This is a genomic window from Hoyosella sp. YIM 151337 (assembly GCF_026041215.1).
GTDB lineage: Bacteria > Actinomycetota > Actinomycetes > Mycobacteriales > Mycobacteriaceae > Hoyosella.
Genome location: NZ_JAPEIQ010000039.1, coordinates 370,716 through 395,850, shown reverse-complemented (window position 1 = coordinate 395,850; position 25,135 = coordinate 370,716). Strand labels below are relative to the sequence as shown.

Here is a 25,135-nt window from a genome sequence, read left to right as displayed (position 1 = left end):
CTCGTCAAGGCGCGGTTACAGGGCGAGTGGGAGTGCTGTGGGATGGACAGGGGCCGGCAAATCTGAGTGCCCGGTCAGGTACGCATCTACCGCGTGTGCCACCGACCGGCCTTCCGCGATCGCCCAGACAACAAGAGAAGCGCCCCGGTGTGCATCGCCGCAAACGAAGACGCCGGGCGTGCGTGTCTGCCAGCCCGGGCCACAAGATAGGGTGCCGCGCCGGTTGAGTTCCAGCCCAAGACCGCTCACCACAGGCAAATCACCAACACCCTCGAACCCGATCGCAAGCAGTGCCAAATCGCAGGGAATGGTGAAGGGGTCAGAAACCGGTGTGATGCTGCGGTTCCCGTCACGGTCCTTGTGGGCGCGTACCTTCACCAATTCCATCGCGGTGATGCTACCGCTCGCGTCACCGGCGAATCGATGCGCCGCCACCGCAAAACGGCGCTCCCCGCCTTCTTCATGCACGGGATAATTCCGCAGCAACAACGGCCACATCGGCCATGGCGTTCGCTCACTGTCACGTCGTGGCGGTGGTTCTGGATACCGGTCAAGTTGCGTCACCGAGGCCGCGCCCTGCCGCAGTGCTGTGCCGTAACAGTCCGCTGCGGTGTCACCACCGCCGATGATGACGACATGTTTTCCGGCCGCACTGATGGGCGCGGGACCGTCCCCGGCGCACTCACGATTCGCGGCCACCAGGTGTTCCATCGCGAGATGTACCCCGTTGAGGTGTCGGCCCGGCACGTCGGCATCCCGGCTCTGCAGCGCTCCAACCGCGAGCACGATCGCGTCGTATTGCTGCTGGAGTTGACGCGCAGGCAACTGGACACCCACATCGCACTCCGTGATGAAGCGCGTACCTTCCGCTCGCATCTGCATGAGCCGCTGGTCGAGCACACACTTTTCGAGCTTGTATTCGGGGATTCCGTACCTCAACAATCCACCGACGCGATCGTCCCGTTCATACACTGTGACGTCGTGGCCCGCCCGGGTCAGCTGTTGTGCTGCCGCGAGCCCCGCGGGACCAGAACCAACGACCGCTACGGAACGCCCACTGGAAACCGTCGGCGGCTGTGGCACCACACTGCCGGTCGCCCAGGCGGTGTCGATGATCGCGAGTTCAACCCGTTTAATCGTGACAGCGCCGCCCGTGTGATCTTCCGCGATCGACAACACACACGCGGGTTCGCACGGCGCGGGACACAAATGCCCAGTGAACTCGGGAAAATTATTGGTCGCGTGCAGACGTTCCGCCGCCGCATCCCACCGGCCGCGGCGGACAAGGTCGTTCCACTCGGGTATCAGGTTGCCAAGCGGGCAGCCAGCCGAACCGGAGTGGCAGAATGGGATGCCACAGTCCATACAACGGCGGGCCTGCTGCGCCACATCGTCATGCCAGGTTTCCCATGGCTGCTCAGCATAGACGTCACGCCAGTCCCCTATTCGTTCGCTGGTTGCGCGTTTCGGGGCGTCCGCACGCGCAACGTTCAGAAAACCTCGCGGATCAGCCACCGGCCGCCTCCATAACAGCCGCATCAATGTCGCGGCCCTCCGCCTGTGCCCGGCGGGTCGCTTCAAGCACGCGTTCGTAATCGCGTGGCATAACTTTCGTGAAGCGGTCACCCGCGCTCGGCCAGTTGTCGAGCAGCGCGGCGGCGACCGGGGAGAAGGTCCACGTGTGGTGCGCGCGCAGCGCCTCGTGCAGCGTGTCGATATCTGTGGCTTCCGGCTCCTGCAGTGTCACCATCCCAAGGTTCACGCGGGCTTCGTCGAGATCCAGGACGTACGCGACCCCGCCAGACATGCCCGCCGCGAAATTGCGGCCGGTGCGGCCCAGCACGATGACAAGTCCACCGGTCATGTACTCACAGCCGTGGTCACCGACAGCCTCCACTATCGCGGTTGCGCCTGAATTGCGCACGGCGAAACGCTCGCCGACACAGCCGCGGAAGTACGCTTCCCCGGAGGTTGCCCCATAGAGCAGCGTGTTCCCTGCAATCACGTGCTCTTCCGCGCGGAACTTCGCCGCAGGTGACGGGCGGACGATGAGCCGGCCACCACACATGCCCTTGCCCGCATAGTCGTTTGCGTCACCTACCAAGTCCAGCGTCACCCCGGGGACAAGAAAAGCACCCACCGATTGCCCCGCGCTTCCGGTGAGCGTTACGTGGATCGTGTCGTCCGGCAAACCCTCCGCGCCATAGCGGCGTGTCACTTCCGACGAGAGCAATGTGCCGACAGTCCGGTTGACGTTGCGGATCGGCACGTCGAGGCGTACCGGGTGCGCGTCCTCCAGCGCCCCTTCCGCCAGCTGGATGAGCGTGTGGTCAAGCGCACGTTCCAGTCCGTGATCCTGCGCTCGTGTACGGCGGCGCTGCCGGGGCACATCCAGCGCCGGCGTACAGCTCGCGGGTTTCAGAATCGGGGACAGGTCCAGTCCAGCCGCTTTCCAATGGTCGATGCCCTCGTCAAAGTTGAGCATCTCGGTGTGGCCGATGGCCTCGTCTACGCTGCGCATGCCCATCTCAGCAAGGTATTCCCGCACTTCCTCCGCGATGAAGAGAAAGAAGTTCTCGATGAACTCAGGCTTGCCGGTGTAGCGCTTGCGAAGCTCCGGATTCTGGGTAGCAATTCCGACTGGGCACGTATCGAGGTGACAGACCCGCATCATAATGCAACCAGCCACGACCAGCGGGGCCGTGGAGAAACCAAACTCTTCCGCACCGAGCAGCGCAGCCACGACAACGTCCCGCCCGGTGCGCATACCACCGTCCACTTGCACCGTAATCCGGTCTCGCAGCCCATTGAGCACCAGCGTCTGCTGTGTCTCGGCAAGCCCAATCTCCCACGGCGTGCCCGCGTGTTTGAGTGAAGTGAGCGGCGCAGCGCCGGTTCCGCCGTCGTGCCCCGATATCAGAACAACATCGGCGTGCGCTTTCGACACCCCCGCCGCGACGGTGCCCACCCCAACCGAGCTGACAAGCTTGACGTTAATGCGCGCGAGCGGGTTGGCGTTCTTCAGGTCGTGGATGAGCTGGGCGAGATCCTCGATCGAGTAGATGTCGTGGTGTGGCGGCGGCGAAATGAGCGCGACGCCCGGCGTGGAATGGCGCGTCCGGGCGATCGCCGGATAGACCTTAAACCCTGGCAGTTGCCCGCCTTCCCCCGGCTTCGCGCCTTGCGCAATCTTGATCTGAATATCGGTCGCATTCACCAGGTAGTCACTGGTCACACCAAACCGTCCGGATGCGACTTGCTTGACAGCACTCCGACGCTGCGGATCATACAGCCGGGCGCGGTCTTCCCCACCTTCTCCCGAGTTTGAACGGCCACCGAGGCTATTCATTGCGATCGCGAGAGTTTCGTGAGCTTCTGCGGAAATCGATCCGTAACTCATGGCGCCCGTATTGAACCTCTTTACAATGCTTTCCGCAGCTTCGACTTCCTCGATCGGTACGGCTGGGCGCAGCCCAGTTCGGAGCGAGAACAGGCCACGCAGGGTGCCACCTTCAGCCGCGAGCCGGTTCACTTCCGCGGTGTACTTGCGGAAATATTCGAACTGGCCGCTGCGAGTCGCGTGCTGCAGCAAAAAGACTGATTCGGGTGTGTAAAGGTGCAGTTCGCCCTCGCGCCGATATAGGTAATCGCCGCCGACATCGAGCCTGCGATGCACTCGGTCTGTCGGGTTGTCGGGATAGGCGCGCCGATGCCGCAGCCGAACATCGTGCGCGAGAACATCGAGCCCGGCACCGCCGATAGTGGACGAGGTTCCGGTGAAGTATTCGTCAACAAGCGCCCGGTCCAGTCCGACGGCCTCGAAAACCTGCGCCGCGGTGTAGGACCCCACGGTCGATATCCCCATCTTGGACATGACTTTGAGGACACCTTTGCTGAGCGCCTGAAGATAGTTGCGAACGGCTGTCCGCCGGTCGATTTCCGTGATCTCCCGTTCTCGCACCAGGTCGGCGACGGTCTCCATCGCGATATATGGGTTCACGGCGGCGGCACCGAAACCGATCAGCAGCGCGACATGGTGGACTTCGCGAGCGTCACCTGACTCGACCACGAGTGCCACCCTGGTGCGTTCTTTTTGCCGGATCAGGTGGTGATGAACCGCGGACACTGCGAGCAGGGACGGGATCGGCGCGCGCTGATGATCAGAATCCCGGTCCGAGATCACGATGATGCTCGCACCCTTCGCCACCGCACGGCTGGCCCGCATGCGGAGGTCTGCGAGCGCATCGGCGAGACCTTCGCCGCTTCGTTCAACGTCGAATAGCGCCTTCAGGACACGCGTCGTGAACTGCGGGCGGTACTCATCAATGCGGACCAGTGTGTCGAGTTCGTCGTTGTCCAGCACCGGCGCGCTCAGGCACATCTGCTGACACGAGTGCGGGCCTGGTTCAAGCAGGTTTCCTTCGGGACCCATCACGCGATTCAGCGAGGTGACGATCTCCTCGCGGATCGCGTCCAGCGGCGGGTTGGTGACCTGGGCGAACAGTTGCGCGAAATAGTCGTAAAGCATTCTCGGCCGCGTCGACAACACTGCTACTGGCGTGTCGGTTCCCATCGAGCCAAGTGGTTCTGCGCCCGTGCGAGCCATCGGTGTGAGAATCACCCGCAGGTCTTCTTCTGTGTACCCGAAGGCTATTTGCCGACCCACAACCGCTGGATGGTCGTCAAGTTTTCGGCGCATCTTCGGGAGCTCATCGAGTTCCGTGAGTCCCTCATCGAGCCACTTCTTGTAGGGGTGCTCAGCGGCGAGCTCTGCCTTCAATTCCGCGTCTGGCACTATTCGTCCCGCAGCGGTGTCGACGACAAACACCGTTCCTGGCTCAAGCCGGCCTTTTGCAGCGATGTCAGCATCATCAATCGGGAGAACACCTGATTCGCTCGCCAGAATGATTCGTCCACTGAATGTGCGCCACCAGCGGCCGGGACGCAGGCCGTTGCGGTCGAGGCATGCGGCGACAACCGAGCCGTCGGTCGCCACGACACACGCCGGGCCGTCCCATGGCTCAGTCAGAGAAGCGTGAAACCGATAGAAGGCACGCACCGCGGGATCCATCGTCTCGTCGTTCTCCCACGCCTGCGGAATCATCATCAGCAGCACATGGGGGATGGGACGGCCAGCGAGGTGAAGCAACTCCAGCACCTCGTCCAGTGACGCCGAATCAGACGCGCCGGGCGTGCAAATCGGGTACGCGCGTGAAAGGTCGCCGGGAATCAGCGGGCTAGCGAGCATGGATTCTCGTGCGCGCATGCGGTTCCGGTTCCCTCGAATCGTGTTGATCTCACCGTTGTGCGCGGTAAACCGGAACGGCTGGGCGAGCGGCCAGCTGGGAAAAGTATTCGTCGAGAACCTGCTGTGTACCACGGCGAGCGCACTGCGACACCGAATATCAGCGAGATCGGGATAGAAAACAGGTAGCTGGCTGGTGAGTAGCATGCCTTTGAATACGATGGTGCGGGCGGACAGCGATGCGAAGTACACGCCCGAGTCACGCTCCGCACGCTTGCGCAGGCAGTACACCGCCCGATCCAGTTCGAGGCCGCACCGCCGGACGTTCTGCCCCTCAGGATCAGCGACGAAGAGGTACGACATATGGGGCATACAGCTGCTGGCTGCGGCACCCAGGTCCGACCCCTCCGCATTCACCCGCACGTCGCGCCAGCCGAGAACACGCAGCCCTTCGTCCGCGGTGATGGTTTCGATCAGTCCGCGGGCGTACTGCCGCGAGTTCGGATCAGCCGGCAGAAAGCAAATGCCCGCAGCATACGAACCTGATTCCGGAAGATCTACCTCGTCGGGGACTGATCGGAATAGCTCATCAGGTATCTGCAATAAGATGCCCGCGCCGTCCCCCGTGTTAGGTTCCGCACCACGCGCGCCACGGTGATCAAGGTCGGCGAGCGCCTGCAGCGCATCCCGTACGACGGCGTGGGATCGGCGGCCAGCGATGTCCGCGATCATGGCTACCCCGCACGAGTCCGATTCGTGCGCAGGGTCGTACAACTGGTGGCGTTCGGGCGTGAGCGAGAAGTGCAACGCCTCACCTCCACAGGATTGCTGCGGGGTGTCCGTGCGGCAGGGTGCGCGGGCAATTCACCGCGACGGGCACGTACTGGAGCCAGCTCGCAGGCCAGCTGCTTTTCGGTTCTATCCACGCGGACTTCGCTGGCCCGTGAACGCCATTTCAGCCGTCCCGCGACAGTCACACAGGATCCGGCACTCCGGACTCGCGCCCAGATTGGACAATTTTAGCAAGTGACCCGTATACGTCAGCTGCTCGTTGCTGAGACTAGCCCAAGAATCGGCGGGCTGCAGTGCGCGCCGAACGATGTCATGACCCCGTCAGCTCGGCGTGAGCGGAAAACCTGGCAGGTTGCGCACCACTCCCCACGCGAGCGCCGCTACGAACAGGAGCACGCCCGCGCGGACCGGCACCCCCGGACGCTGTCCGCGACGGTATTGCCACCAGAACCAGCCGCCCCAGATTGCCACGACCGGAGTGAGAACGAGCAGAAACACATTGTCGTGCGCAGCCGCGAGAAGGTCACCGCGCAGCAGGTCATGACCCATGCGCAGTGCCCCGCAGCCTGGACAATCGAAGCCTGTCAGCAACTTCGTCGGGCACGGCGGATAAACAGACGCGGGATCATGGGGACTGAACGCCCACAGATAAAGGCAGGCGGCTCCAAGCAGGCCAGCTAGCGCGAGACTGACGACTGCGCGCTGCCGGTGTGCACGGCGGACGCCCGCTTGGTGGCGGGGCTCGCGAACTGACTCAGCACACACCGTGGCGCTTCCGGCTAGTTCTTGTCGCTGCCAGGGTTCGCGTGGGAACGGTCCGTCCCGTCTCCGGGGGCAGCGGGCGGTTCCTCGGCATTCGCGGCGCCAGCGGCGACGTCGGCCTTCTGTGACTCGCTGGGCGCTGTCTCCGCCTGCGCCGCGGCTCTGGCTTCTTTTGACAGAAGCTGTTCCGGTTCTTCACGACCCCTGCGCGCCAGCAGGATGTACACCACCGCACCGACGAAGACGATCGCGGACGTGTAGGAGTTGATCCGGATACCTGCGAGTTCATTCGCCGGGTCCGCACGCAGCAATTCGATCCAGAATCGGCCGAAGCAGTACCCCGCCACGTACAGCGCGAACAGTCGGCCATGACCGATTCGGAACCGGCGGTCAATAGCCACGAGGACGAGAACGAAGAACACATTCCACAGCAGCTCATAAAGGAACGTTGGGTGCACGACGTCGACGAGCTGACCTGTGGACACGCCGTTGAGATTGTCGATACGGCCCTCAGCATCGAGGCGAGTGTAGATCTCCAGCCCCCACGGCACGTCCGTCGAGCGGCCGTAAAGCTCCTGGTTGAAGTAGTTTCCCAGGCGGCCAATGCCCTGCGCGAGCAGAATTCCGGGTGCGATGGCGTCACCAAAAGCCGGGAGCGGAATGCCTCGCAGCCGACAGCCAATCCACGCGCCGAGCGCACCGAACGCCACCGCGCCCCAGATGCCGAGGCCCCCTTGCCAGACCTTCAAAGCATCAGCAGGATTTGCGCCTTCACCGAAATACTTCTGCCAGTCGGTTGCGACGTGGTAGAGCCGGCCGCCAATAAAGCCGAAGGGAATCGCCCAAATGGCGATATCGAGGACAGTGCCTTTTTCACCGCCGCGCGCCTGCCAGCGACGGTCGCCCCAGATGATCGCAACAATGATGCCGACGATGATGAACAAGGCATACGCACGGATCGCGAGCGGTCCTACCTGCCACACACCCTGCGGCGGACTTGGAATTTGCGCGAGCAGATCGACCGCATCCGCGGCCAGATAGCCCTGGGTCACTACACTCCCCCTGATCCTTCACCGGTACATTGGTGCAAAGCCGCCTGCGGAAGGCGCTTTCACACGGTAGCTGACTGCGCTGCGCCGCGTACTCCGGCGGCAAGTTCGCGCGTCAGTTCCGCCATCGCGGCGGGACCGTTCTGTGCCGCGGCAACTAGTGCCGACCCGACAATAACGCCGTCCGCGTACCGTGCGATTTCCGCTGCCTGGGCGCCACTGCGCACACCGAGCCCAATACCGATCGGAATGTCACTGTGTGCCCGGACACGCGCAACGAGGTCCGGCGCTGAGGTCGACACAGCGTCACGCGCTCCGGTAACCCCCATGGTGGACGCCGCATACAGAAAACCACGGCTCACATCTGCGGTCAGCGCGATCCGCTCCTCCGTCGACGAGGGCGCAACCAGGAAAATGCGATCCAGATCGTGCGTGCGCGACGCCTCGATCCATTCGCCGGCTTCCTCGGGGATCAGATCCGGAGTAATCAAGCCCAAACCGCCCGCTGAAGCGAGATCGCGGGCGAACGCGTCGACACCATATTTGAGAACGGGGTTCCAGTACGTCATCACCACGGCGCTGCCACCTGAGTTGCTGATGTGCTCGACCGTGCCGAGTACATCGCGGACCCGGAAACCAGCCTTAAGTGCCGCATCGGCGGCCGCCTGGATCGTAGGGCCATCCATCACCGGATCCGAGTAAGGGATCCCGACCTCGATGATGTCGCAACCGCCTTCTACGAGCGCTGCGAAAAGCTCCTTCGAACCGTCTTTGTCGGGATATCCGGAAGGGAGGTATCCAACCAGGGCTGCTCGTGCCTCCGCGTGACACGTGTCGAACACTGGTTGCAGTCGGGCCTGTTCCCGCTGCGGACTCGGTGAATGAACCGTCACGACCCGTCTCCTTCCCCATCGCTGTGGCCACCAGTTTCTCCGGAGACGCCGAACCACTTCGCCGCAGTTTCGACGTCTTTGTCCCCGCGCCCGGAAAGGTTGACGAGAACGATCGAACCCGCGCCTAGATCCTTGCCGACCCGCAGCGCTCCGGCGACCGCGTGCGCGGACTCGATGGCTGGAATGATTCCTTCAGTCCGGCAGAGCAGCGCAAATGCGTCCATCGCTTCGGCGTCCGTCACCGCCTGATACTCAGCCCTTCCGGCGTCACTGAGATACGAGTGCTCCGGGCCGACACCTGGGTAGTCGAGTCCGGCCGAAATCGAGTGCGACTCGATGGTTTGTCCATCGTCGTCCTGCAGCAGATACGAAAAGGCACCGTGCAGCGCACCGGGTGAACCGCCTGAGATGGTAGCGGCGTGGCGGCCGGTGTCGACACCTTCACCACCAGCTTCGAACCCGACGAGCCGTACGCCGGGATCACCGATGAACGCATGGAAAATACCAATAGCGTTGGAGCCGCCGCCGACACAGGCAGCAACGACATCGGGCAGCCGCCCCGTCACCGCACGAATCTGAGTCCGCGCCTCCAAGCCGATGATGCGCTGGAAATCTCGCACCATCAGCGGGAATGGGTGCGGTCCCGCGACCGTCCCGAAACAGTAGTACGTGTTGTGAGCGTTGGTGACCCAATCACGCAGCGCCTCGTTGATCGCGTCCTTGAGCGTCTTCGATCCGGTCTCCACCGCCACGACCTCGGCGCCGAGCAGACGCATCCGCGCCACGTTGAGCGCCTGCCGATCGGTATCAACTTTGCCCATGTACACGACACAATCGAGTCCGAGCAGGGCACATGCGGTGGCCGTCGCCACACCATGCTGACCGGCGCCAGTTTCTGCAATAACGCGTGTCTTGCCCATGCGCTTCGCCAGCAGAGCCTGGCCCAGCACATTATTGATCTTGTGGGACCCCGTGTGGTTCAGATCTTCGCGCTTAAGGAAGATCCGGGCACCGCCCGCATGCTCGCTCAGCCGCGCTGCCTCATACAGCGGGGACGGACGTCCCGAGTAGTCCCGCTGCAAGCGGTCCAGTTCACCCAAAAAGGAGTCGTCTGACCGAGCCTTCTCGTACTCGGCCGTAACCTCTTCGATGACGGCCATGAGCGCCTCGGGCACAAAGCGGCCACCGTAATCCCCGAAATGGCCGCGCCGATCGGGATCTGTAGAGCTACGTTCCGTTAGTCCGGCACTTGCCCGCGGCATATGCTCACCGCCAGGCTGGGCTGCCGCCTTGTAATCCACCGATGTCACTCTGCCAGTCTGCCCTACATTGCCCGTGCGGTGCGTGCCGGACCCCGCTGCACCCGGTGCGGTCACGCGTTTCGCGCCGGCTTCGGGCAGGAGGGGTGCGCTCCGGCCGTCACCAGATCGGCCACCGCGTTGCGCGGGTCACCGCTGGTCACAAGTCCCTCACCCACAAGCACAGCGTCAGCGCCGGCACCCGCATATGCGAGCAGATCTGCCGGCCCCCGGATCCCGGACTCGGCGATCTTGACGACATCGCTGGGAAGCCCCGGAGCGATCCGCGCGAAGCAATTGCGGTCAACCTCGAGTGTCTTCAGATTGCGCGCGTTCACCCCGATAACTCGCGCCCCCGCCTCGAGCGCGCGGTCCGCTTCCTCTTCCGTGTGCACTTCGACCAAAGCGGTCATACCCAGCGACTCTGTGCGGTCGAGCAGGGACACAAGCACGTCCTGTTCGAGCGCCGCGACGATCAGCAGGATAACGTCCGCGCCGTGTGCCCGGGCTTCATGGATCTGGTACGGACCGACAATAAAGTCCTTGCGCAGAACCGGGATTCGCACCGCGGCGCGCACTGCGTCAAGGTCCGCGAGCGATCCGTGAAAGCGCCGTTCCTCAGTGAGAACACTGATGACGCGTGCACCACCGAGTTCATATTCACGAGCGAGTTCGGCCGGGTCAGCGATATTGGCCAGCTCACCGCGTGACGGGCTCGCGCGCTTCACCTCCGCGATGACCGCGATGCCGGGCTCGCGCAAAGCGGCGTACGCGTCGATCGGATCTGAGGCCCGCTGGGCCAGCTTCTTCACTTCTCCGATATCGAGGCGCGCTTGTCTGGCAGCGACATCCGCCCGCACACCGTCGAGTATGGAGTCGAGAACCGTCATGCTGCCCCCACGCGTCCTTTCCCGCCAACTGACACCCACGGCGGTAACCTCTAGCCTAGACCTCACCGGCTGCCCGGTTTCTCCGGACCCTCATCTGCGCTTGCAGTGGGATCTTCACCCGCGTCTAACGCGTCCCACAGCAACCGTTCATCCAATGGTATGCCCGCAGCGGCTCCACCCGAAATCGCCCCTTCGCGACCGTCGCTGCGCAGCACTGCACGCGCGTCGTCACGCCGGGCCGAGGGCGTCTGGTACCGGCCCGACGCCGCCTTGCCCTGCAACGGCACTACGACAGCCAGCACCGCGCCCGCGAGGGCGGCCAGCGCACCTGCTAATGCGAGTGCGGGCGCCCACCACACCACGGCCAGTTCAGCTATCTCCGCGCGTGCTGGCAGAGCTTCGAGCTGGCGAACCCGGTCCATCTCCACACCGGCCACCAGTGACCGCGTGGCCGCAACTCCCACCGCCAATGCCAGCGCACCAATAACGACACCCACCAACCGGTAGAAGCTGCCCCGCACAACCAGCAGAGCGACAACCGCGGCACCCATCGCCAGCGCAATGGGTGCGAGCTCAGCAGCCCACGTCGCACCAATCACTGATTCCGGGCGCGGCGGCTGCAGACCATCCGCCACCTGCATCGTGATCCAGCCTGCGCGTGACGACGCCCAGGTCAGCCCAGCACCAAGCAGCACGAGCGCGATGGCGAGCAGTCGCGTCCGCGGCCCGCGCCCACTACCCGCCGACTGATCAGCTGGCCCGGTCATCGGCCCCTCTCTGCCTGGTTCACCGGGGTCATCGGTTCGATCGTCTCCGCTGCCGCCACAGCTTTGAGCACTGCCATTGCCTTGTTGCGGGCTTCGATGTCTTCGTATTCGGGTAACGAATCAGCGACAACACCAGCACCAGCCTGCACGAATGCGACTCCGTCTTTCAGCAGCGCGGTGCGGATCGCGATTGCGGTATCCGCGTTCCCCGTGAAGTCGAGGTACCCGACGATTCCCCCGTACAGGCCCCGCCGTGTCGACTCGAGTTCATCGATGATCTCCATCGCACGCACCTTCGGCGCTCCGGACAGCGTGCCTGCCGGGAAACACGCCGTCACCGCGTCCAATGCAGATTTTCCTTCGCGCAGCCTGCCGGACACGGTCGAAACAAGGTGCATGACGTGGCTGTACCGTTCGACGTGACGATAGTCGGTCACTTTCACTGTGCCCGGCTCGCACACCCGGCCCAGGTCGTTGCGCCCGAGGTCGACCAGCATGAGATGCTCGGCGTTTTCCTTCTCGTCTGCAAGCAGGTCCTTCTCCAGCAGCAAATCGTCTTCTTCCGACTCCCCGCGCCAGCGTGTTCCGGCAATCGGGTGGGTCAGCGCCATGCCGTCCTTTACCGTGACGAGAGCTTCCGGGCTCGAACCGACAATGGTGAAGGCCGTTTCACCAGCGTCGTTCGGAACCCGAAGGTGATACATGTACGGGCTCGGATTGGAAGCTCGCAGCATCCGGTACACGTCAAGGCCGTCGGCCGACGTCGCCATCTCGAATCGTTGCGACAGCACGACCTGGAAAGCCTCACCAGCCTCTATCTCGTGCACAACGCGAGTTACCGCCTTTTCGAACTCCTCGCTCGTGCGCTGCCGCACATACTCCGGCTCGGGACGACTGAAGACGGACACTGTCGATGCAGCCGGGGCGCCGAGCGCCCGTGCCATATCGTCAAGACGCTGCACCGCGGCGTCATAGGCTTCGTTTGCACGCTCGGCCGTACCGTCCCAGTTCACTGCATTCGCTATCAGCGTGATGCTGCCTTCATGGTGGTCGAACGCGGCGAAATCGGTGGCAAGCAGCATCACCATTTCGGGGATGCGGAGATCGTCGACCGTGTGCTCGGGCAGCCGCTCGATCCGTCGCACCATGTCGTAGCCCATGTAGCCGACTAGTCCGCCCGTCAGCGGCGGCATCCCGTCAATATGCTCGCTGTGCAGCAGCGACAGCGTATCCCGCAGCGCCGCAAGGGGATCACCCCCGGAGGGAGCACCTGCCGGGGCCGAGCCAATCCATGCCGCTTCCCCGTCGCGCACTGTCAGTGCGCACGGGCTGCCGGCTCCAATAAACGACCATCGCGACCATGAACGCCCGTTCTCCGCAGATTCAAGGAGGAACGTTCCCGGGCGGTTGCCTGCCAGTTTCCGGTAGGCCGAAAGCGGTGTTTCAGAGTCCGCGAGCACCTTGCGCGTCACCGGCACGACGCGATGCATCGCGGCTAAGTGGTGGAATTGTTCCCGCGTGGTCGTCGAATCGAGCATGCCGACCATCCTTGCAGGTTCAGCCCGCTGCCGTCACATCCCTGCACGGCGCACGGCCTCGATGATCTCTGGGCCGTAGTTGAGGATCGCGTCGTTGTGGTCCGCGTCCGCCACCTCAATGAGAGTCGTACCGGCAGCGTCCGCGACCTGCTGACTCTGCTCCAGCGGAACAATCGAGTCACGCGTCCCTGCGATCACAGTCACCGGAACGCCGTCCAGTGCTTCGACGTCGCTGACTATCGGGTATCGGTCTTTCAGCAGCAGCCGCACCGGCAAGAACGGGTAGTGCCGCGCTCCGACATCAGCGAGGCTGGTGAACGGCGAGCGCAGGACCATGGCCGCCGGTGGGTGGCGCTGGGCGAGAGACGTCGCCACACCCGCCCCGATGCTCTCCCCGAAATACACCAAGCGATCAGGGCCGATTTCTTCTTCGTCAGTCAGGAAACGGTACGCCGCGTCAGCATCGAGGGCGAGGCCTTCCTCAGACGGCGATCCTGGATTGCCGCCGTAGCCGCGGTACTCGAGCAGGAGAACGCCCAGCCCAGCATCGGCGAATCCACGCGCGAGCGGCACGCGGTAGTACCGGGTACCCGCATTTCCAGGTGTCACCAATACGACCGGAGCATCATTGGCTGGCGGCGGCACGTACCAGGCGGACAGCGCGAGGTCATCGGCGGTGCGCAGCGTGACGTCAGTGGCATCATCGAGCGCCTCAGCCGCGGGCGGCACATCGCCGCCCATCGGCAAGTAGATCAGCTGCCGCTGAAAAAGCCATGCCGCACCGACGAACAGTGCAGCGACCGCGATGAGCACCCCCGCGACGGTGATCAACCGCCGGGGGATGCTGCGTCGCGATTTACGCTCCTGGCGGCCGATAAGAAACGTCCTTCGCAACCGCCGCGTCGAGTTGCTCCGCGGTGAGAAGCGGAACTGTCCTGGACGTCGCACCGCCGGATGCTGCCGTTCGCACACTCAGCGCAGCCGCAGCGACTTCGTCGGGGACGTCGCCGATCACATACAGATCGTCCGTACCGAAGGCGAAGTAGAAGGCTTCAACGGTGCCGCCGACGCTTTCAACCATTTCGGTGATCGCGGCTTTGCGGGTGCTTCCGCCCTGTTCGAGTAATCCCTGCGCCCCGGCAGGCGAATAGTTTACTTGCCATAGGTATTTCGGCATTTTCGGTTAGCCTCCTCCATGGATGGATGACGTCTCCGCCGTAACCGACCCTACGCGTTACGGGATCACCGAGGAGGCTGAACCAGAAGAAGAAATCCGGCTCGGGCTGCCGGTGTCGGTCTCACCCGAGCGGTGTGCCGCCCACTCCCCATTGCTCGCGCGGTACCTCGTTGATCACCACCCACACGGCACTCTGATTCTTGCCTGTCGCTTCGCAGTACGCTCTGGTAACGGCTTCGATGGTGGCACGTTTCTGATCGGCGGAGAGGCCTGGAGTCTGGGAAATCTGAATCAATGGCATGCACTCAGTGTGCCGTGGCGGCGCTGAGACGTTCGATGAAGGGCCGCATAGCACGCCAGTCGGCACGGACACGCTCAACTGCATGGTGCGACTCGAGCCAGTCCGGCGACACGTAGGCACGGCTGGCGGTAAGCGATTTGTGCCGCATCAGCCCGAGCCGGGGGTGGTCCTCCGCGATGCCGCGGGGCCGGGTCTTCAGCTTCTCGCCGCCGATCTCATAGCCGCTGTTCGCCATCTTCTGGACGGCTCTACCGAGTGCCGGTCCGCGCTCGTCATGGTCGATTGTTGCCCGCAGCGCGGCTATTTGAGCGGGTGTGCCACCATAGAATCCGCCGGCCACGAACAGTCCCGATGCATCGATCTGCACATACCAGCCCACGCTTAGTGACGCGGCAACGTAGGCGCCCTGGTGTGTTTTGTACGGTGACTTGTCCTTAGCGAACCTGACGTCGCGATAGGGGCGGAACACCTTTGCGGTGCCGAATTCCGCCTCGAGTTCGGCGAGCATCGCAATCATGGGCGCCCGCACGCACGTCTCATACGTCGCCTTGTGTTCGTTCCAGAACTGTTTGGAGTTGTCGGCCTCAAGATCTTCATAGAAGTCGAGCGCCGCAACCGGAAAGCCGCTGAACTTCGCCTTCTCGCCGGTCACTGCACCTCCGTGTGGTTCGCTATTACTCTGCGCGCAGGAGTAACCGGTCATCAGTGTCGAAACACGTGTGCGTACCGGTATGGCAGGCTGCGCCGGTCTGGTCAACGCTGAGCAGCACGGTGTCGCCGTCGCAGTCGATGCGGACCTCGTGCACATACTGGTAGTGACCTGATGTTTCGCCTTTGACCCAGTACTGCTTGCGGCTGCGTGAGTAGTACGTTGCCTTGCGCGTCGCAAGTGTTTGAGCGAGCGCATGATCATCCATCCAGGCGACCATGAGTACATCGCCAGTGCCACGTTCCTGCACGACGGCGGAGAACAACCCGTCGGGATTGCGCTTCAAGCGGGCCGCGACGCCCTCGGGGAGATCGGAATCGCTCAACGTACCTCGACTCCCTCAGCGCTCATCGCCGCTTTGACCTCAGGAATGGTGAGTTCTTTGAAGTGGAAGACACTGGCTGCCAATACCGCGTCAGCTCCGGCTTTGATGGCGGGTGCGAAGTGGTCGGCTGCGCCCGCACCCCCGCTTGCAATCACAGGGATGCCTACAGCGGCCCGCACTGCGCGAATCATTGGTAAGTCAAAGCCAGCTTTGGTGCCGTCGGCGTCCATTGAGTTAAGCAGAATTTCGCCTACGCCGAGTTCAGCACCACGGATCGCCCATTCGACCGCATCGATTCCGGTGCCTCGTTTACCGCCGTGCGTCGTCACCTCCCAGCCCGACGGGGTGTCAGGCTGGCCATCAGGAACCGTTCGGGCGTCGACGGACAAGACGATGCATTGTGAACCGAATCGGGTGGAGAGTTCACGCAGCAGATCCGGCCGCGCGATCGCTGCGGTGTTGACGCTCACCTTGTCGGCTCCGGCCCTGAGCAGCCGGTCTACGTCCTCCACCGACCGCACGCCACCGCCGACGGTCAGCGGGATGAAGACCTGTTCAGCGGTCCGCCGAACGACATCGATCATGGTTGCCCGGTCACCGGTCGATGCGGTGACGTCGAGGAAAGTCAGTTCGTCGGCGCCCTGTTCGTCGTAGAGCGCGGCGAGTTCGACTGGGTCGCCGGCGTCGCGGAGATTCTCGAAGTTGACGCCCTTGACGACGCGGCCTGCGTCAACGTCCAGACACGGGATAACACGCACCGCGAGTGTCACTCATTACTCCCCTCGTAACCTGACGCCGCGTTGACCTTCTGAAAAATCCCCAGCAACTGTTCGTGGACGCCAGGTGACGCAGCCAGCAAGGACGGCGACCCCGCTTGCCAGTCGTTGCCGTGCAGATCGGTCACGATACCCCCTGCGGCACGCACCAGCGCGGCGCCCGCTGCATGATCCCAGACGTGGTGGCCGAAACTAATCGCGGCACCGAGAGCGCCAGCCGCGGTGTAAGCGAGGTCGGCGCCCGTCGAGCCCTGCAACCGCAGCCGTGAACTGACACGGCTGATCTCTCCGATCACCTGTTGCCGGTACTCACCGGGATAGTGGCCGGTGCTATCCAGGTTGAATGAACCGAACGCAACGATCGCCTCACGAAGGTCAGCTCGCGCCAACGGTTGCTGAGGCTCTCCGTTGCGGAGCAACGGACCGCCAGTAACCGCGCTGAATCTTTCACCGAGCATCGGGAGCCACGTCAGGCCAGCAACCGGTTCGCTGTCGTGCAGCAGTCCGAGCAGAATACCCGCCATGGGAAGCCCCGCGGAGTAGTTCATCGTGCCATCGATGGGATCAAGTACCCACAGCAACTCGGGCCTGTCGCCGCCACTGGGCGCGTCAGCGCGACCGAACTCTTCACCCAAGACGGGGATGCCAGTCTGCTCGCGCAGCGCTCCGCCGATGGTCTCCTCGAGTTCGAGGTCAAGGGCGGTCGCAAAATCCCGGCGGCCCTTACTGACCGCGCTCGGTGCACCGAGGCCCTCCCGGAACCGTGCCGAGGCGTCGTCAAGGATGCCGCCGGCGATGCGGATCAGTTCGCCGAGCTGCGACAGCGATGGTGTCGATTCCGTGGGGCGCACGGCGCCTACTTCGAAACCGCGCGAAGCGCTTCCGGCAGGGTGAACCGGCCCGCATACAGTGCCTTGCCCACGATTGCGCCTTCCACTCCCTCACCGGTGAGCGTCGCGATCGCTTCCAGGTCCTGCAGTGCCGATACACCGCCCGACGCGATCACCGGCGCGTCAGTCGCAGCACAAACCTGGCGCAGTAGATCGAGGTTAGGACCGGTCAGCGTGCCGTCTTTTGTCACGTCGGTGACCACGTAGCGCGTGCACCCATCGCGGTTGAGGCGTTCAAGTACGTCCCACAGGTCACCACCGTCACTCACCCAGCCCCGGCCGCGGAGGCGGTGCTGGCCGTCGATGATGCGTACGTCAAGTCCCACCGCAACTTGGTCGCCGTACTCAGCGACCACTTTCCGGCACCAGTCCGGGTCCTCGAGCGCGGCCGTCCCCAGATTCACCCGTGCACAGCCAGTGGCCAGTGCTGCCGCGAGCGAATCGTCGTCGCGGATTCCGCCGGATAGCTCGACCTTCACGTCAAGCTCACCGACCACCTCAGCGAGGAGGTCACGATTCGAGCCGCGGCCGAATGCAGCGTCGAGATCGACGAGGTGGATCCACTCCGCTCCGTCGTTCTGCCATTGGAGTGCCGCCTCACGTGGCGACCCATAGCTTGTTTCGCTGCCCGCTTCCCCTTGTACGAGGCGTACAGCCTGACCATCCGCAACGTCAACGGCGGGCAATAGAACGAGACTCACGTGCGCTAACCCTAGTCGTTTCCTTCGCGTTCCCGCGAACTGGTAGTTTCCATTTCTTGTACGGCGCGCCGTGTCATCCGGGTCGACACCACGCCCATCGCCGCAACAGCCCCGGCGAGCCCTGCAAGTGCAATAACGAGCCCCAGTACCGGTTCCGGCTGCAGCGCAAGGATGATCAGCGTAGTTAGCAAGATCATCAACGTGCCTGCGCCGAGTGAGAACAGCGCCAGACGGCCGTAGGAAATCGGCCTGGCTTCGCGCCGGCGGTTCACAGCGAAGTCACCCAGTTCTCAAGCAACTGAGCGCCCGTATCACCAGACTTTTCCGGGTGGAACTGGGTGGCGGAAAGCGGCCCGTTTTCCACGGCTGCCAGGAACTTTCCACCGTAGTCAGCCCACGTCAACTTCGGAGGCGCAATGATATCGGACGCTTCCATTTCCCACTTCTGCGCAGCGTAGGTGTGCACGAAGTAGAACCGGGACCCCGGGGCGATACCCCGGAACAAGGCGCTGTCCTCAGGCGGTTCCAGTGTGTTCCACCCCATATGCGGCAGGACGCTGGCCTGCAGACGTTCGACCGTACCCGGCCATTCTCCGCAACCCTGCGCCTCGACACCGAACTCGACACCGCGATCAAAAAGGATTTGCATGCCCACGCAGATGCCGAGCACAGGCCGACCCCCGGCGAGGCGGCGGCCGATGATCCAGTCACCCTTCACCGCGCGCAATCCCTCCATGCACGCGGCGAACGCTCCCACTCCAGGCACCACGAGGCCGTCCGCGTCGAGCGCAACCTGCGGATCAGATGTCACGACGGTATCGGCACCGACGCGGTCCACTGCACGCTGCGCGGACCGCAAATTTCCCGATCCGTAATCGAGAATCGCGACCTTCGGCGTCTTCATCGTCACACAACCTCCATCAGCCGCAGCACTGCCCCAGTTGCGGACAACACTGCGAGCGCGGCAAGTACTCCCGACAGGAACCGATTGATGCGCCACAGCGCATAGGCCCCACCGGCCAAGAATCCCGCTGCCATAAACAGCAGGTACATCACCGCCGAACTCACAGAGCACCCTTCGTCGAGGGAATTCCACCGACGCGCGGGTCCGGCTCCACCGCGGCGCGCAGTGCGCGCGCCACTGCTTTGAATTCGGCTTCAGTGATGTGGTGCGGATCCCGCCCGTACAGCACCCGCACGTGCAGGGCGATCCGGGCGTTCATGGCGAAGGACTCGAAAACATGCTTGTTGATCACGGTCGCGTAGGGCGTCCCCGGGTATCCCCCAATGATCGTGGTGAGCATGTGTTCAGGTTCGCCAGAATGCACGCAGTAGGGCCGGCCGGAAACGTCAACGATTGCGTGCGCGAGCGTCTCATCCATCGGAATATACGCATCCGCGAACCGGCGGATGCCCTTTTTGTCCCCGAGCGCCTCGCCGAAAGCCTGCCCCAGCACGATCGCGGTGTCCTCGACCGTGTGGTGCGCCTCGATCTCGATATCGCCCTGCGCCTGAACGTTCAGGTCGAAGCTCCCATGGACCCCCAGCGCCGTGAGCATGTGGTCGAAGAACGGGACACCCGTCGAAATTTCGACCTGCCCTGTCCCGTCCAGATTGATTTCAACGGCAATGCTGGACTCACGTGTCGTTCGTTCGGCACGCGCGATCCGCGGAGTCATTTCTCTCCCTCCAGTTCCGACACAGCGAGCCGCTCGCTCACGTCGAGGAACACCTCATTTTCAGCCGCCAGCCCGATGGTTGCACGCAAAAAACTCGGGATGCCAACATCGCGAATCAACACACCATGATCGAGATACCGTTGCCACGTCGCGGCTTGATCCACGAAACGACCGAACAACACAAAGTTCGCATCGCTGGGAATCACTGTAAACCCGAACTCTGACAGTTTCTGCTCAACCCGATCACGCTGACGCGCTAACTCGGCCACACTTTCGAGCGTCTCATCGGCGTGCCGAAGCGCGGCACGCGCAGCCGCCTGCGTGACGACCGACAGGTGGTACGGAAGCCGCACCAGGAGCATCGCATCGACCACGGCCGGTGCGGCAACCAGATAACCGAGCCGCCCGCCAGCGAACGCGAACGCTTTGCTCATCGTCCGGCTCACGATGAGCTTGGCTGGATATTCGGCGATCAGGCGGACCGCGCTCGGCGCCGCCGAGAACTCCCCGTACGCCTCATCAACAACGACGATGCCCGGCGCGGCGGCGAGCAGCACCCGAAGGTCGTCAATCGGAATGCTGTGCCCCGTTGGATTGTTCGGACTGGTCACAAAGGTGACATCAGGGCGGTGCGCCTTAATCTCCGCAACGGCGGCCTCCACATCGAGTGAAAAGTCGGCGCGGCGCGGCGATTCCACCCACATTGTTTGAGTTCCGGTGGAGATGATCGGATGCATCGAGTATGAGGGCGTGAACCCTATCGCCTGTCGTCCCGGGCCTCCGAAGGCCTGGAGCACCTGCTGCAGAATCTCGTTCGAGCCGTTCGCCGCCCACACGTTCTCCACCGTCACGTGCGTGCCGGTCTGACGCGAAACGTACGCCGCCAGGTCCGTGCGCAGCCCCACCGCGTCACGATCCGGATACCGGTGCAGCGAGGCGGCCGCCGCACGCACCGCCTCAGCAACATCCGCGACGAGCGCCGCCGAAGGCGGATGCGGGTTCTCATTCGTATTGAGTTGCACAGGTACCGTCAGCTGCGGAGCACCATACGGCTTCTTTCCCCGAAGGTTCTCCCGCAGCGGCAGGGCATCGAGCCCGATGTGAGCACCGGGCGATTCCGTTGTCGTCACCGTTTCTCTCTCAGTCTTCGTTCCGGACGAGCGAATCACGCGTCAGCGAACCGCAACCGCACCGCTTCGCCGTGCGCCGGGAGATCTTCCGCATCGGCGAGCGCGACCACGTGCGGCGCGACCTCGCGCAGTGCATCCTCTTCGTATTCGATCACGTGTACGCCCTTCAGGAACGTCTGGACCGAGAGGCCTGACGAATGCCGCGCACACCCAGCAGTCGGCAGCACGTGGTTCGAGCCAGCACAGTAGTCGCCTAAGCTCACTGGAGAATACGGGCCCACGAAAATCGCACCCGCAGACCGCACCCTGCGCGCAACAGCGGCAGCCTCCCGGGTCTGAATTTCGAGGTGCTCTGCGGCGTATGCGTTCACCACGCGCAGTCCGTCTTCGAGGCTCGAGACCAGGACAATGCCGGACTGCGAGCCGCTCAGCGCAGTCGCGACACGTTCCTGATGCTTGGTGGCTGCCACCTGCGAGGCAACCGCGTCTTGCACTGCGTCTGCCAGGTCTGCACTGGTGGTGACGAGGACGCTCGCAGCGAGAACATCGTGTTCAGCCTGGCTGATCAGATCAGCAGCGATGTGCTTCGGGTCAGCTGTCTCATCAGCGAGGATCGCGATCTCGGTGGGACCGGCTTCCGCGTCGATACCGACGAGGCTGCGGCAGAGCCGCTTCGCGGCGGTCACGTAGATGTTTCCGGGGCCGGTGATCATATCGACCGGCTCCAGTTCAGCACCGTCAAGATCCGAACCACCGTAGGTGAGCAGCGCGACCGCTTGCGCACCGCCGACAGCCCACACCTCTTCCACACCGAGCATCGCGGCAGCCGCGAGGATCGTCGGGTGCGGTGCGCCATCGAATTCAGCCTGCGGCGGCGAGGTGACGACGAGCGATCCGACACCAGCCTCCTGCGCCGGCACAACGTTCATCACAACGCTGGACGGATAGACGGCGTTGCCGCCCGGCACGTAAAGCCCCACCCGCTCGACCGGTATCCACCGTTCGGTGACCGTCCCCCCCGGGACGACCTCCGTTGCGGTATCGGCGCGGCGCTGGTCCCGGTGCACCTTGCGGGCCCGCGCGATGGCGACCTCGAGCGCTGCGCGCACCTTAGGCTCAAGATCTGCCAATGCCTTCTGGAGCTCATCGCCGCTCACGCGCACCCGTGCGGGGCGGACGCGGTCGAACTTCTCCCCGTATTCGAGCGCGGCTGCCACGCCACGGTCCCGAACTGCCTCGACGACGGGACGCACATGGTGCAGCACCGAATCCACGTCGACACCGCCGCGCGGCAACGAAGCGCGCAGCTCGGCAGTTGACGGTGTCCGGCCGCGCAAATCAAGGCGACCGAGATCGGCACGGGGAGACATGCAGGTCCTTCCTCACGGAAACGTTCACCCCTAAGGATACGGGGTCGCGAGGCCACCCTCGCACCGCGCTAGCTGGGGCTCTGCAGGCTTCCTGTACCGCCGCCGCCTGAATCGTCGCGTCGCAAAGTCGTACGCATCAGCATCACGTTGTACTCGGACCACAGTGACACGGTGAAGTAGAGCTGATCGCCGGAGGACCATGGGTGAATGTAAGGAGCGTAAAGCCCGCCGGGCCAGGCGATGGCCGTCATGATTGCCTGCGCGCTGCTCCACGGTCCCTGCGGCTGGTCCGCGGTGCGCAAAACCACACTGCCGAGGCTGTTGGTGTACATCGCGATGTACTTGCCGAGGAAGTCATTCCACTGCACGGACATTTCGCTTACGGGCGCGCTGATGACGTTGCGCGCTGCACCTGGGTTGCCCGTCACCCACGACGAGCCGTTCCAGTATTCGTACTCCGACAAGCTCAAAATATCGTCCTCCAGAACCCGTGCGACCCGAGCCGCACCGCTGCGGCCTGAAGGAGTTCCGAAGGTGTAGACGTATCCCCCGCGCTTAACGTAGGCCGTCATCTGGAAGTTATCGTTGCCCGCGATGAAAGTCGCGCCGGAGATTCCGCTGTTCTGGTTGTAGCGAATCGTCCCTGGATCGACCTCCCAGTTCTCGCCGTTGTCCTCCGACACGGCAATCGCCGAGAAGTTCGTGGTCCACTGCCCCGGCGCACCCCATTGCCGGACGGACATGAAGTTGATGTACTGCGTCGTCCCGACCGCGATACCCGCTGTGGGGATCACCGTAATTTCTGTGGGAGCCAGGTGGAGGCTGTCAATGATTTGTTTCGAGAAGTTCGGCCGGTCCACCGAAACGGGTGATCCGCCGTACAGATAGTCCGGTTCCGCCTCAGTGCGAGGATCGGGGATCGACAGTCCGTTAGACAGGGACGTGTCCGACGATCGCATCAGGGTGTTGAATCGCCACTCCTGTCCCGGGAGGAGGCAGTTCCCGAATGTGTCGCCGTACGCAATCAGCACTTGCTGTTCGTCACCGGTTTCGCCGTTGTCCCACATGATGCCCAGGTCGGTGCCCGACATTCCAAACCGCTGATAGGTGTCATTGCTGCTGCGCGGACCCGTCAGCCAGTCGACAAGTGATGCGGCTGAGGCTGATTGCGCACCGAACATGTTCTGTTGCGGCTCAACGCCGACGGGGCCGTCCGCCGTAATTGGCTTGCGCCCGTGCGGTGTTCCTTCGACCTCCATCTGCGGGTCGGTCTCGGTGACAGACGGACTGAAAATTGAGCATGGGGCAGCTGCTGCTGTCATTGGCAGGACCGTCGGTGTGACGAGGCCAACCGCCATTGCGATGCCCAGAGACGGGCCGAGAGATCTTCTGGCTGGTGATCGCATGCGCACTCCTGGGTCGATGTTGCGGCTCGTCAGCAGGTTCCGAAACTGCCGGTCGGACGACAGGGTTCAGGTTCAGGGTCGGGCGGTGGCGGGTTAACCGGGCCTGGTGTGACGTGCGGATGCACGAGATACCCGTAGTAGTTGGTGCCTGGCGAGTTTCTGGGATCGCCGGTGAAGCCGTAGCTCGCGGGCTGCGCCGCAGCATGCTCACGCATTTTCTGGATAATCTGCGCCGGTGTAAGGCCCGTGCACGCGCCGTTCTGGCCGCCCGCGCCGAGACAGAGTGCGACCGCACCGGTCACATGCGGCGCTGCCATCGAAGTTCCGGAGAGCACGGCGGTACCTCCGCCAATTTTCGCGGACCGAATGCACATCCCCGGCGCCGCGATCGTGTGGGCGATGGCGGCTGCGTTTCGGGCATAGTTCGAGAAAGTCACTGCGGCGTCGTCCTTCTCACCCACTCTGCAGGATGGTGCGCCGCCGCCTCCGCCAGGCTGGCCGTCACTGTCTGCCATCGCGGTAACCGTGAGAACCTCTGGGTAGGCCGCCGGGATCGCACCGGCAATTGACACGGCGTCATTCCCGGCCGAGGCGACGTAGGTTATGCCGCGTTCAGTCGATCGGCAGATGGCGAGATGCAATGCGTCGCTATTGGACCTGCCACAGTTGTTGTCGTTGCTGCCCGTGGTTCCGAGACTGATGTTGGCCACCTTGATTCCCAGTGCTTCAGCATTCGCCGTCATCCAATCGATCCCGCAGATGAGCTGCGAGAGTGTTCCGAAACCCTGGCTGTCGAGAACCTTGACGGAGTACATGCGTGTGCCTGGCGCCACGCCCACGGTATCCGTGCCGCTGTTACGTGCACCGATGATGCCAGCGACGTGGGTGCCATGACCGTTGACATCTTGCGTGGTGCCGCCCTGCGTCGTGCAGTCCGTTCCCGCTACCGCGTTCAGGTCTGGATTTTGCAGATCGACACCCGAATCAATCACTGCCACAGCCACATCGCTTGGGTGGCTCACTGCAGTAGACGACGCGGCCTGTATTCGCTCAACGCCGGTGGGAACCAACTCGCCGGTGGCGAGCGGAGGCCCGTCGACGTGCGCGGTGACAGACCGGTCGGGCGTGACGAACAGAACGTCCGGATCGTTGAGGAGTCTGGCACGGACAGCTTCTGGTACCCGTGCCGAGAAGCCGCGTATCGCGTGCGTGAAGTTTCTGGAACTGCTGATGCCGTACTGCCGTTCGACGGCAACGGTTTTGGCGTGCGCGTTCACCTGGTCACGGAAGACGACGATATACGCATCATTGGGTTCCGCGCCCGCGGCCGAAACTCCCGCCAGCACCCCTCCGCTCGCAATCATTGTCGCTGCAACGACTCCCAGCAGAGTTCGGCGCATGTGAGAACCCCTTCATCGACGCACGGCGATGCGCGCG

General features: G+C 63.5%; 25 protein-coding genes. All 25 read right to left on the bottom strand.

Annotation, left to right across the window (positions count from 1 at the left end; all coding sequences use genetic code 11):
• Window positions 1–15: 15 nt before the first annotated feature.
• The gene (locus tag ONR57_RS20000) at window positions 16–1,515 is read right to left on the bottom strand and encodes a glutamate synthase subunit beta (RefSeq protein ID WP_265125435.1); all 1,500 of its coding nucleotides are present in this window, start codon (window positions 1,513–1,515) and stop codon (window positions 16–18) included.
• The gene (gene gltB / locus ONR57_RS19995) at window positions 1,508–6,052 is read right to left on the bottom strand and encodes a glutamate synthase large subunit (protein ID WP_265125434.1); all 4,545 of its coding nucleotides are present in this window, start codon (window positions 6,050–6,052) and stop codon (window positions 1,508–1,510) included. Before gltB ends, ONR57_RS20000 begins: the two co-directional genes overlap by 8 nt.
• 306 nt (window positions 6,053–6,358) lie before the next feature.
• The gene (locus tag ONR57_RS19990; protein ID WP_265125433.1) at window positions 6,359–6,802 is read right to left on the bottom strand and encodes a DUF2752 domain-containing protein; all 444 of its coding nucleotides are present in this window, start codon (window positions 6,800–6,802) and stop codon (window positions 6,359–6,361) included.
• Window positions 6,803–6,816: 14 nt separating this feature from the next.
• A complete protein-coding gene (gene lgt / locus ONR57_RS19985; protein WP_265125432.1) occupies window positions 6,817–7,851 on the bottom strand; it encodes a prolipoprotein diacylglyceryl transferase in 1,035 nt (344 codons plus the stop codon).
• 59 nt (window positions 7,852–7,910) lie between these two features.
• Window positions 7,911–8,741, bottom strand: coding sequence for a tryptophan synthase subunit alpha (trpA, locus tag ONR57_RS19980; protein ID WP_265125431.1), 831 nt, complete (start codon window positions 8,739–8,741; stop codon window positions 7,911–7,913).
• The gene (gene trpB, locus ONR57_RS19975; RefSeq protein WP_265125521.1) at window positions 8,738–10,003 is read right to left on the bottom strand and encodes a tryptophan synthase subunit beta; all 1,266 of its coding nucleotides are present in this window, start codon (window positions 10,001–10,003) and stop codon (window positions 8,738–8,740) included. The genes trpA and trpB overlap by 4 nt, the downstream gene beginning before the upstream one ends.
• 110 nt (window positions 10,004–10,113) lie before the next feature.
• Window positions 10,114–10,929 carry an indole-3-glycerol phosphate synthase TrpC gene (gene trpC, locus ONR57_RS19970; protein ID WP_265125430.1) on the bottom strand — a complete coding sequence of 272 codons (816 nt, stop codon included), beginning with the start codon at window positions 10,927–10,929 and terminating at the stop codon, window positions 10,114–10,116.
• A gap of 62 nt (window positions 10,930–10,991) precedes the next feature.
• On the bottom strand, window positions 10,992–11,696 hold the full coding sequence (locus tag ONR57_RS19965) for a TIGR02234 family membrane protein (protein WP_265125429.1): 705 nt from the start codon (window positions 11,694–11,696) through the stop codon (window positions 10,992–10,994).
• A complete protein-coding gene (locus ONR57_RS19960) occupies window positions 11,693–13,243 on the bottom strand; it encodes an anthranilate synthase component I (protein ID WP_265125428.1) in 1,551 nt (516 codons plus the stop codon). Before ONR57_RS19960 ends, ONR57_RS19965 begins: the two co-directional genes overlap by 4 nt.
• A gap of 24 nt (window positions 13,244–13,267) precedes the next feature.
• The gene (locus ONR57_RS19955; protein ID WP_265125427.1) at window positions 13,268–14,065 is read right to left on the bottom strand and encodes an alpha/beta hydrolase; all 798 of its coding nucleotides are present in this window, start codon (window positions 14,063–14,065) and stop codon (window positions 13,268–13,270) included.
• Between the two features lie 25 nt (window positions 14,066–14,090).
• A complete protein-coding gene (locus tag ONR57_RS19950; RefSeq protein WP_265125426.1) occupies window positions 14,091–14,411 on the bottom strand; it encodes a GYD domain-containing protein in 321 nt (106 codons plus the stop codon).
• Window positions 14,412–14,532: 121 nt separating this feature from the next.
• A complete protein-coding gene (locus ONR57_RS19945) occupies window positions 14,533–14,712 on the bottom strand; it encodes a 4-oxalocrotonate tautomerase family protein (protein ID WP_265125425.1) in 180 nt (59 codons plus the stop codon).
• Between the two features lie 4 nt (window positions 14,713–14,716).
• Complete coding sequence (locus ONR57_RS19940) at window positions 14,717–15,364, bottom strand: DUF2461 domain-containing protein (protein ID WP_265125424.1); 648 nt, start codon at window positions 15,362–15,364, stop codon at window positions 14,717–14,719.
• A 22-nt stretch (window positions 15,365–15,386) separates the two neighbouring features.
• Entirely contained in the window at window positions 15,387–15,746 is a 360-nt protein-coding gene (gene hisI / locus ONR57_RS19935; protein WP_265125423.1) for a phosphoribosyl-AMP cyclohydrolase, read from the bottom strand.
• On the bottom strand, window positions 15,743–16,516 hold the full coding sequence (hisF, locus tag ONR57_RS19930) for an imidazole glycerol phosphate synthase subunit HisF (RefSeq protein WP_265125422.1): 774 nt from the start codon (window positions 16,514–16,516) through the stop codon (window positions 15,743–15,745). Before hisF ends, hisI begins: the two co-directional genes overlap by 4 nt.
• Window positions 16,513–17,373 carry an inositol monophosphatase family protein gene (locus ONR57_RS19925; protein ID WP_265125421.1) on the bottom strand — a complete coding sequence of 287 codons (861 nt, stop codon included), beginning with the start codon at window positions 17,371–17,373 and terminating at the stop codon, window positions 16,513–16,515. The genes hisF and ONR57_RS19925 overlap by 4 nt, the downstream gene beginning before the upstream one ends.
• A gap of 5 nt (window positions 17,374–17,378) precedes the next feature.
• Complete coding sequence (gene priA, locus ONR57_RS19920) at window positions 17,379–18,113, bottom strand: bifunctional 1-(5-phosphoribosyl)-5-((5-phosphoribosylamino)methylideneamino)imidazole-4-carboxamide isomerase/phosphoribosylanthranilate isomerase PriA (RefSeq protein ID WP_265125420.1); 735 nt, start codon at window positions 18,111–18,113, stop codon at window positions 17,379–17,381.
• An 11-nt stretch (window positions 18,114–18,124) separates the two neighbouring features.
• Window positions 18,125–18,385: a hypothetical protein gene (locus tag ONR57_RS19915; protein WP_265125419.1), complete on the bottom strand. Its 261-nt coding sequence runs from the start codon at window positions 18,383–18,385 to the stop codon at window positions 18,125–18,127.
• Complete coding sequence (gene hisH / locus ONR57_RS19910; protein ID WP_265125520.1) at window positions 18,382–19,017, bottom strand: imidazole glycerol phosphate synthase subunit HisH; 636 nt, start codon at window positions 19,015–19,017, stop codon at window positions 18,382–18,384. Before hisH ends, ONR57_RS19915 begins: the two co-directional genes overlap by 4 nt.
• Before the next feature lie 2 nt (window positions 19,018–19,019).
• Window positions 19,020–19,181: a hypothetical protein gene (locus tag ONR57_RS19905; protein ID WP_265125418.1), complete on the bottom strand. Its 162-nt coding sequence runs from the start codon at window positions 19,179–19,181 to the stop codon at window positions 19,020–19,022.
• Window positions 19,178–19,792, bottom strand: a complete 615-nt coding sequence (hisB, locus tag ONR57_RS19900) for an imidazoleglycerol-phosphate dehydratase HisB (protein ID WP_265125417.1) — start codon at window positions 19,790–19,792, stop codon at window positions 19,178–19,180. Before hisB ends, ONR57_RS19905 begins: the two co-directional genes overlap by 4 nt.
• Window positions 19,789–20,922: a histidinol-phosphate transaminase gene (locus tag ONR57_RS19895; RefSeq protein ID WP_265125416.1), complete on the bottom strand. Its 1,134-nt coding sequence runs from the start codon at window positions 20,920–20,922 to the stop codon at window positions 19,789–19,791. The genes hisB and ONR57_RS19895 overlap by 4 nt, the downstream gene beginning before the upstream one ends.
• Window positions 20,923–20,957: 35 nt before the next feature.
• Window positions 20,958–22,292, bottom strand: coding sequence for a histidinol dehydrogenase (gene hisD / locus ONR57_RS19890; RefSeq protein WP_265125415.1), 1,335 nt, complete (start codon window positions 22,290–22,292; stop codon window positions 20,958–20,960).
• A 68-nt stretch (window positions 22,293–22,360) separates the two neighbouring features.
• Entirely contained in the window at window positions 22,361–23,698 is a 1,338-nt protein-coding gene (locus ONR57_RS19885) for a DUF4185 domain-containing protein (RefSeq protein WP_265125414.1), read from the bottom strand.
• A gap of 29 nt (window positions 23,699–23,727) precedes the next feature.
• Window positions 23,728–25,098: a S8 family serine peptidase gene (locus tag ONR57_RS19880; protein ID WP_265125413.1), complete on the bottom strand. Its 1,371-nt coding sequence runs from the start codon at window positions 25,096–25,098 to the stop codon at window positions 23,728–23,730.
• Between the last annotated feature and the right edge of the window lie 37 nt (window positions 25,099–25,135).

Coding starts and splice junctions, on each gene's coding strand:
- trpB (WP_265125521.1), bottom strand. CDS start 10,003: ATGCCGCGGGCAAGTGCCGGACTAACGGAACGTAGCTCTACAGATCCC.
- trpC (WP_265125430.1), bottom strand. CDS start 10,929: ATGACGGTTCTCGACTCCATACTCGACGGTGTGCGGGCGGATGTCGCT.
- ONR57_RS19965 (WP_265125429.1), bottom strand. CDS start 11,696: ATGACCGGGCCAGCTGATCAGTCGGCGGGTAGTGGGCGCGGGCCGCGG.
- ONR57_RS19960 (WP_265125428.1), bottom strand. CDS start 13,243: ATGGTCGGCATGCTCGATTCGACGACCACGCGGGAACAATTCCACCAC.
- ONR57_RS19950 (WP_265125426.1), bottom strand. CDS start 14,411: ATGCCGAAATACCTATGGCAAGTAAACTATTCGCCTGCCGGGGCGCAG.
- ONR57_RS19945 (WP_265125425.1), bottom strand. CDS start 14,712: ATGCCATTGATTCAGATTTCCCAGACTCCAGGCCTCTCCGCCGATCAG.
- hisH (WP_265125520.1), bottom strand. CDS start 19,017: ATGAAGACGCCGAAGGTCGCGATTCTCGATTACGGATCGGGAAATTTG.
- hisB (WP_265125417.1), bottom strand. CDS start 19,792: ATGACTCCGCGGATCGCGCGTGCCGAACGAACGACACGTGAGTCCAGC.
- hisD (WP_265125415.1), bottom strand. CDS start 22,292: ATGTCTCCCCGTGCCGATCTCGGTCGCCTTGATTTGCGCGGCCGGACA.
- ONR57_RS19885 (WP_265125414.1), bottom strand. CDS start 23,698: ATGCGATCACCAGCCAGAAGATCTCTCGGCCCGTCTCTGGGCATCGCA.
- ONR57_RS19880 (WP_265125413.1), bottom strand. CDS start 25,098: ATGCGCCGAACTCTGCTGGGAGTCGTTGCAGCGACAATGATTGCGAGC.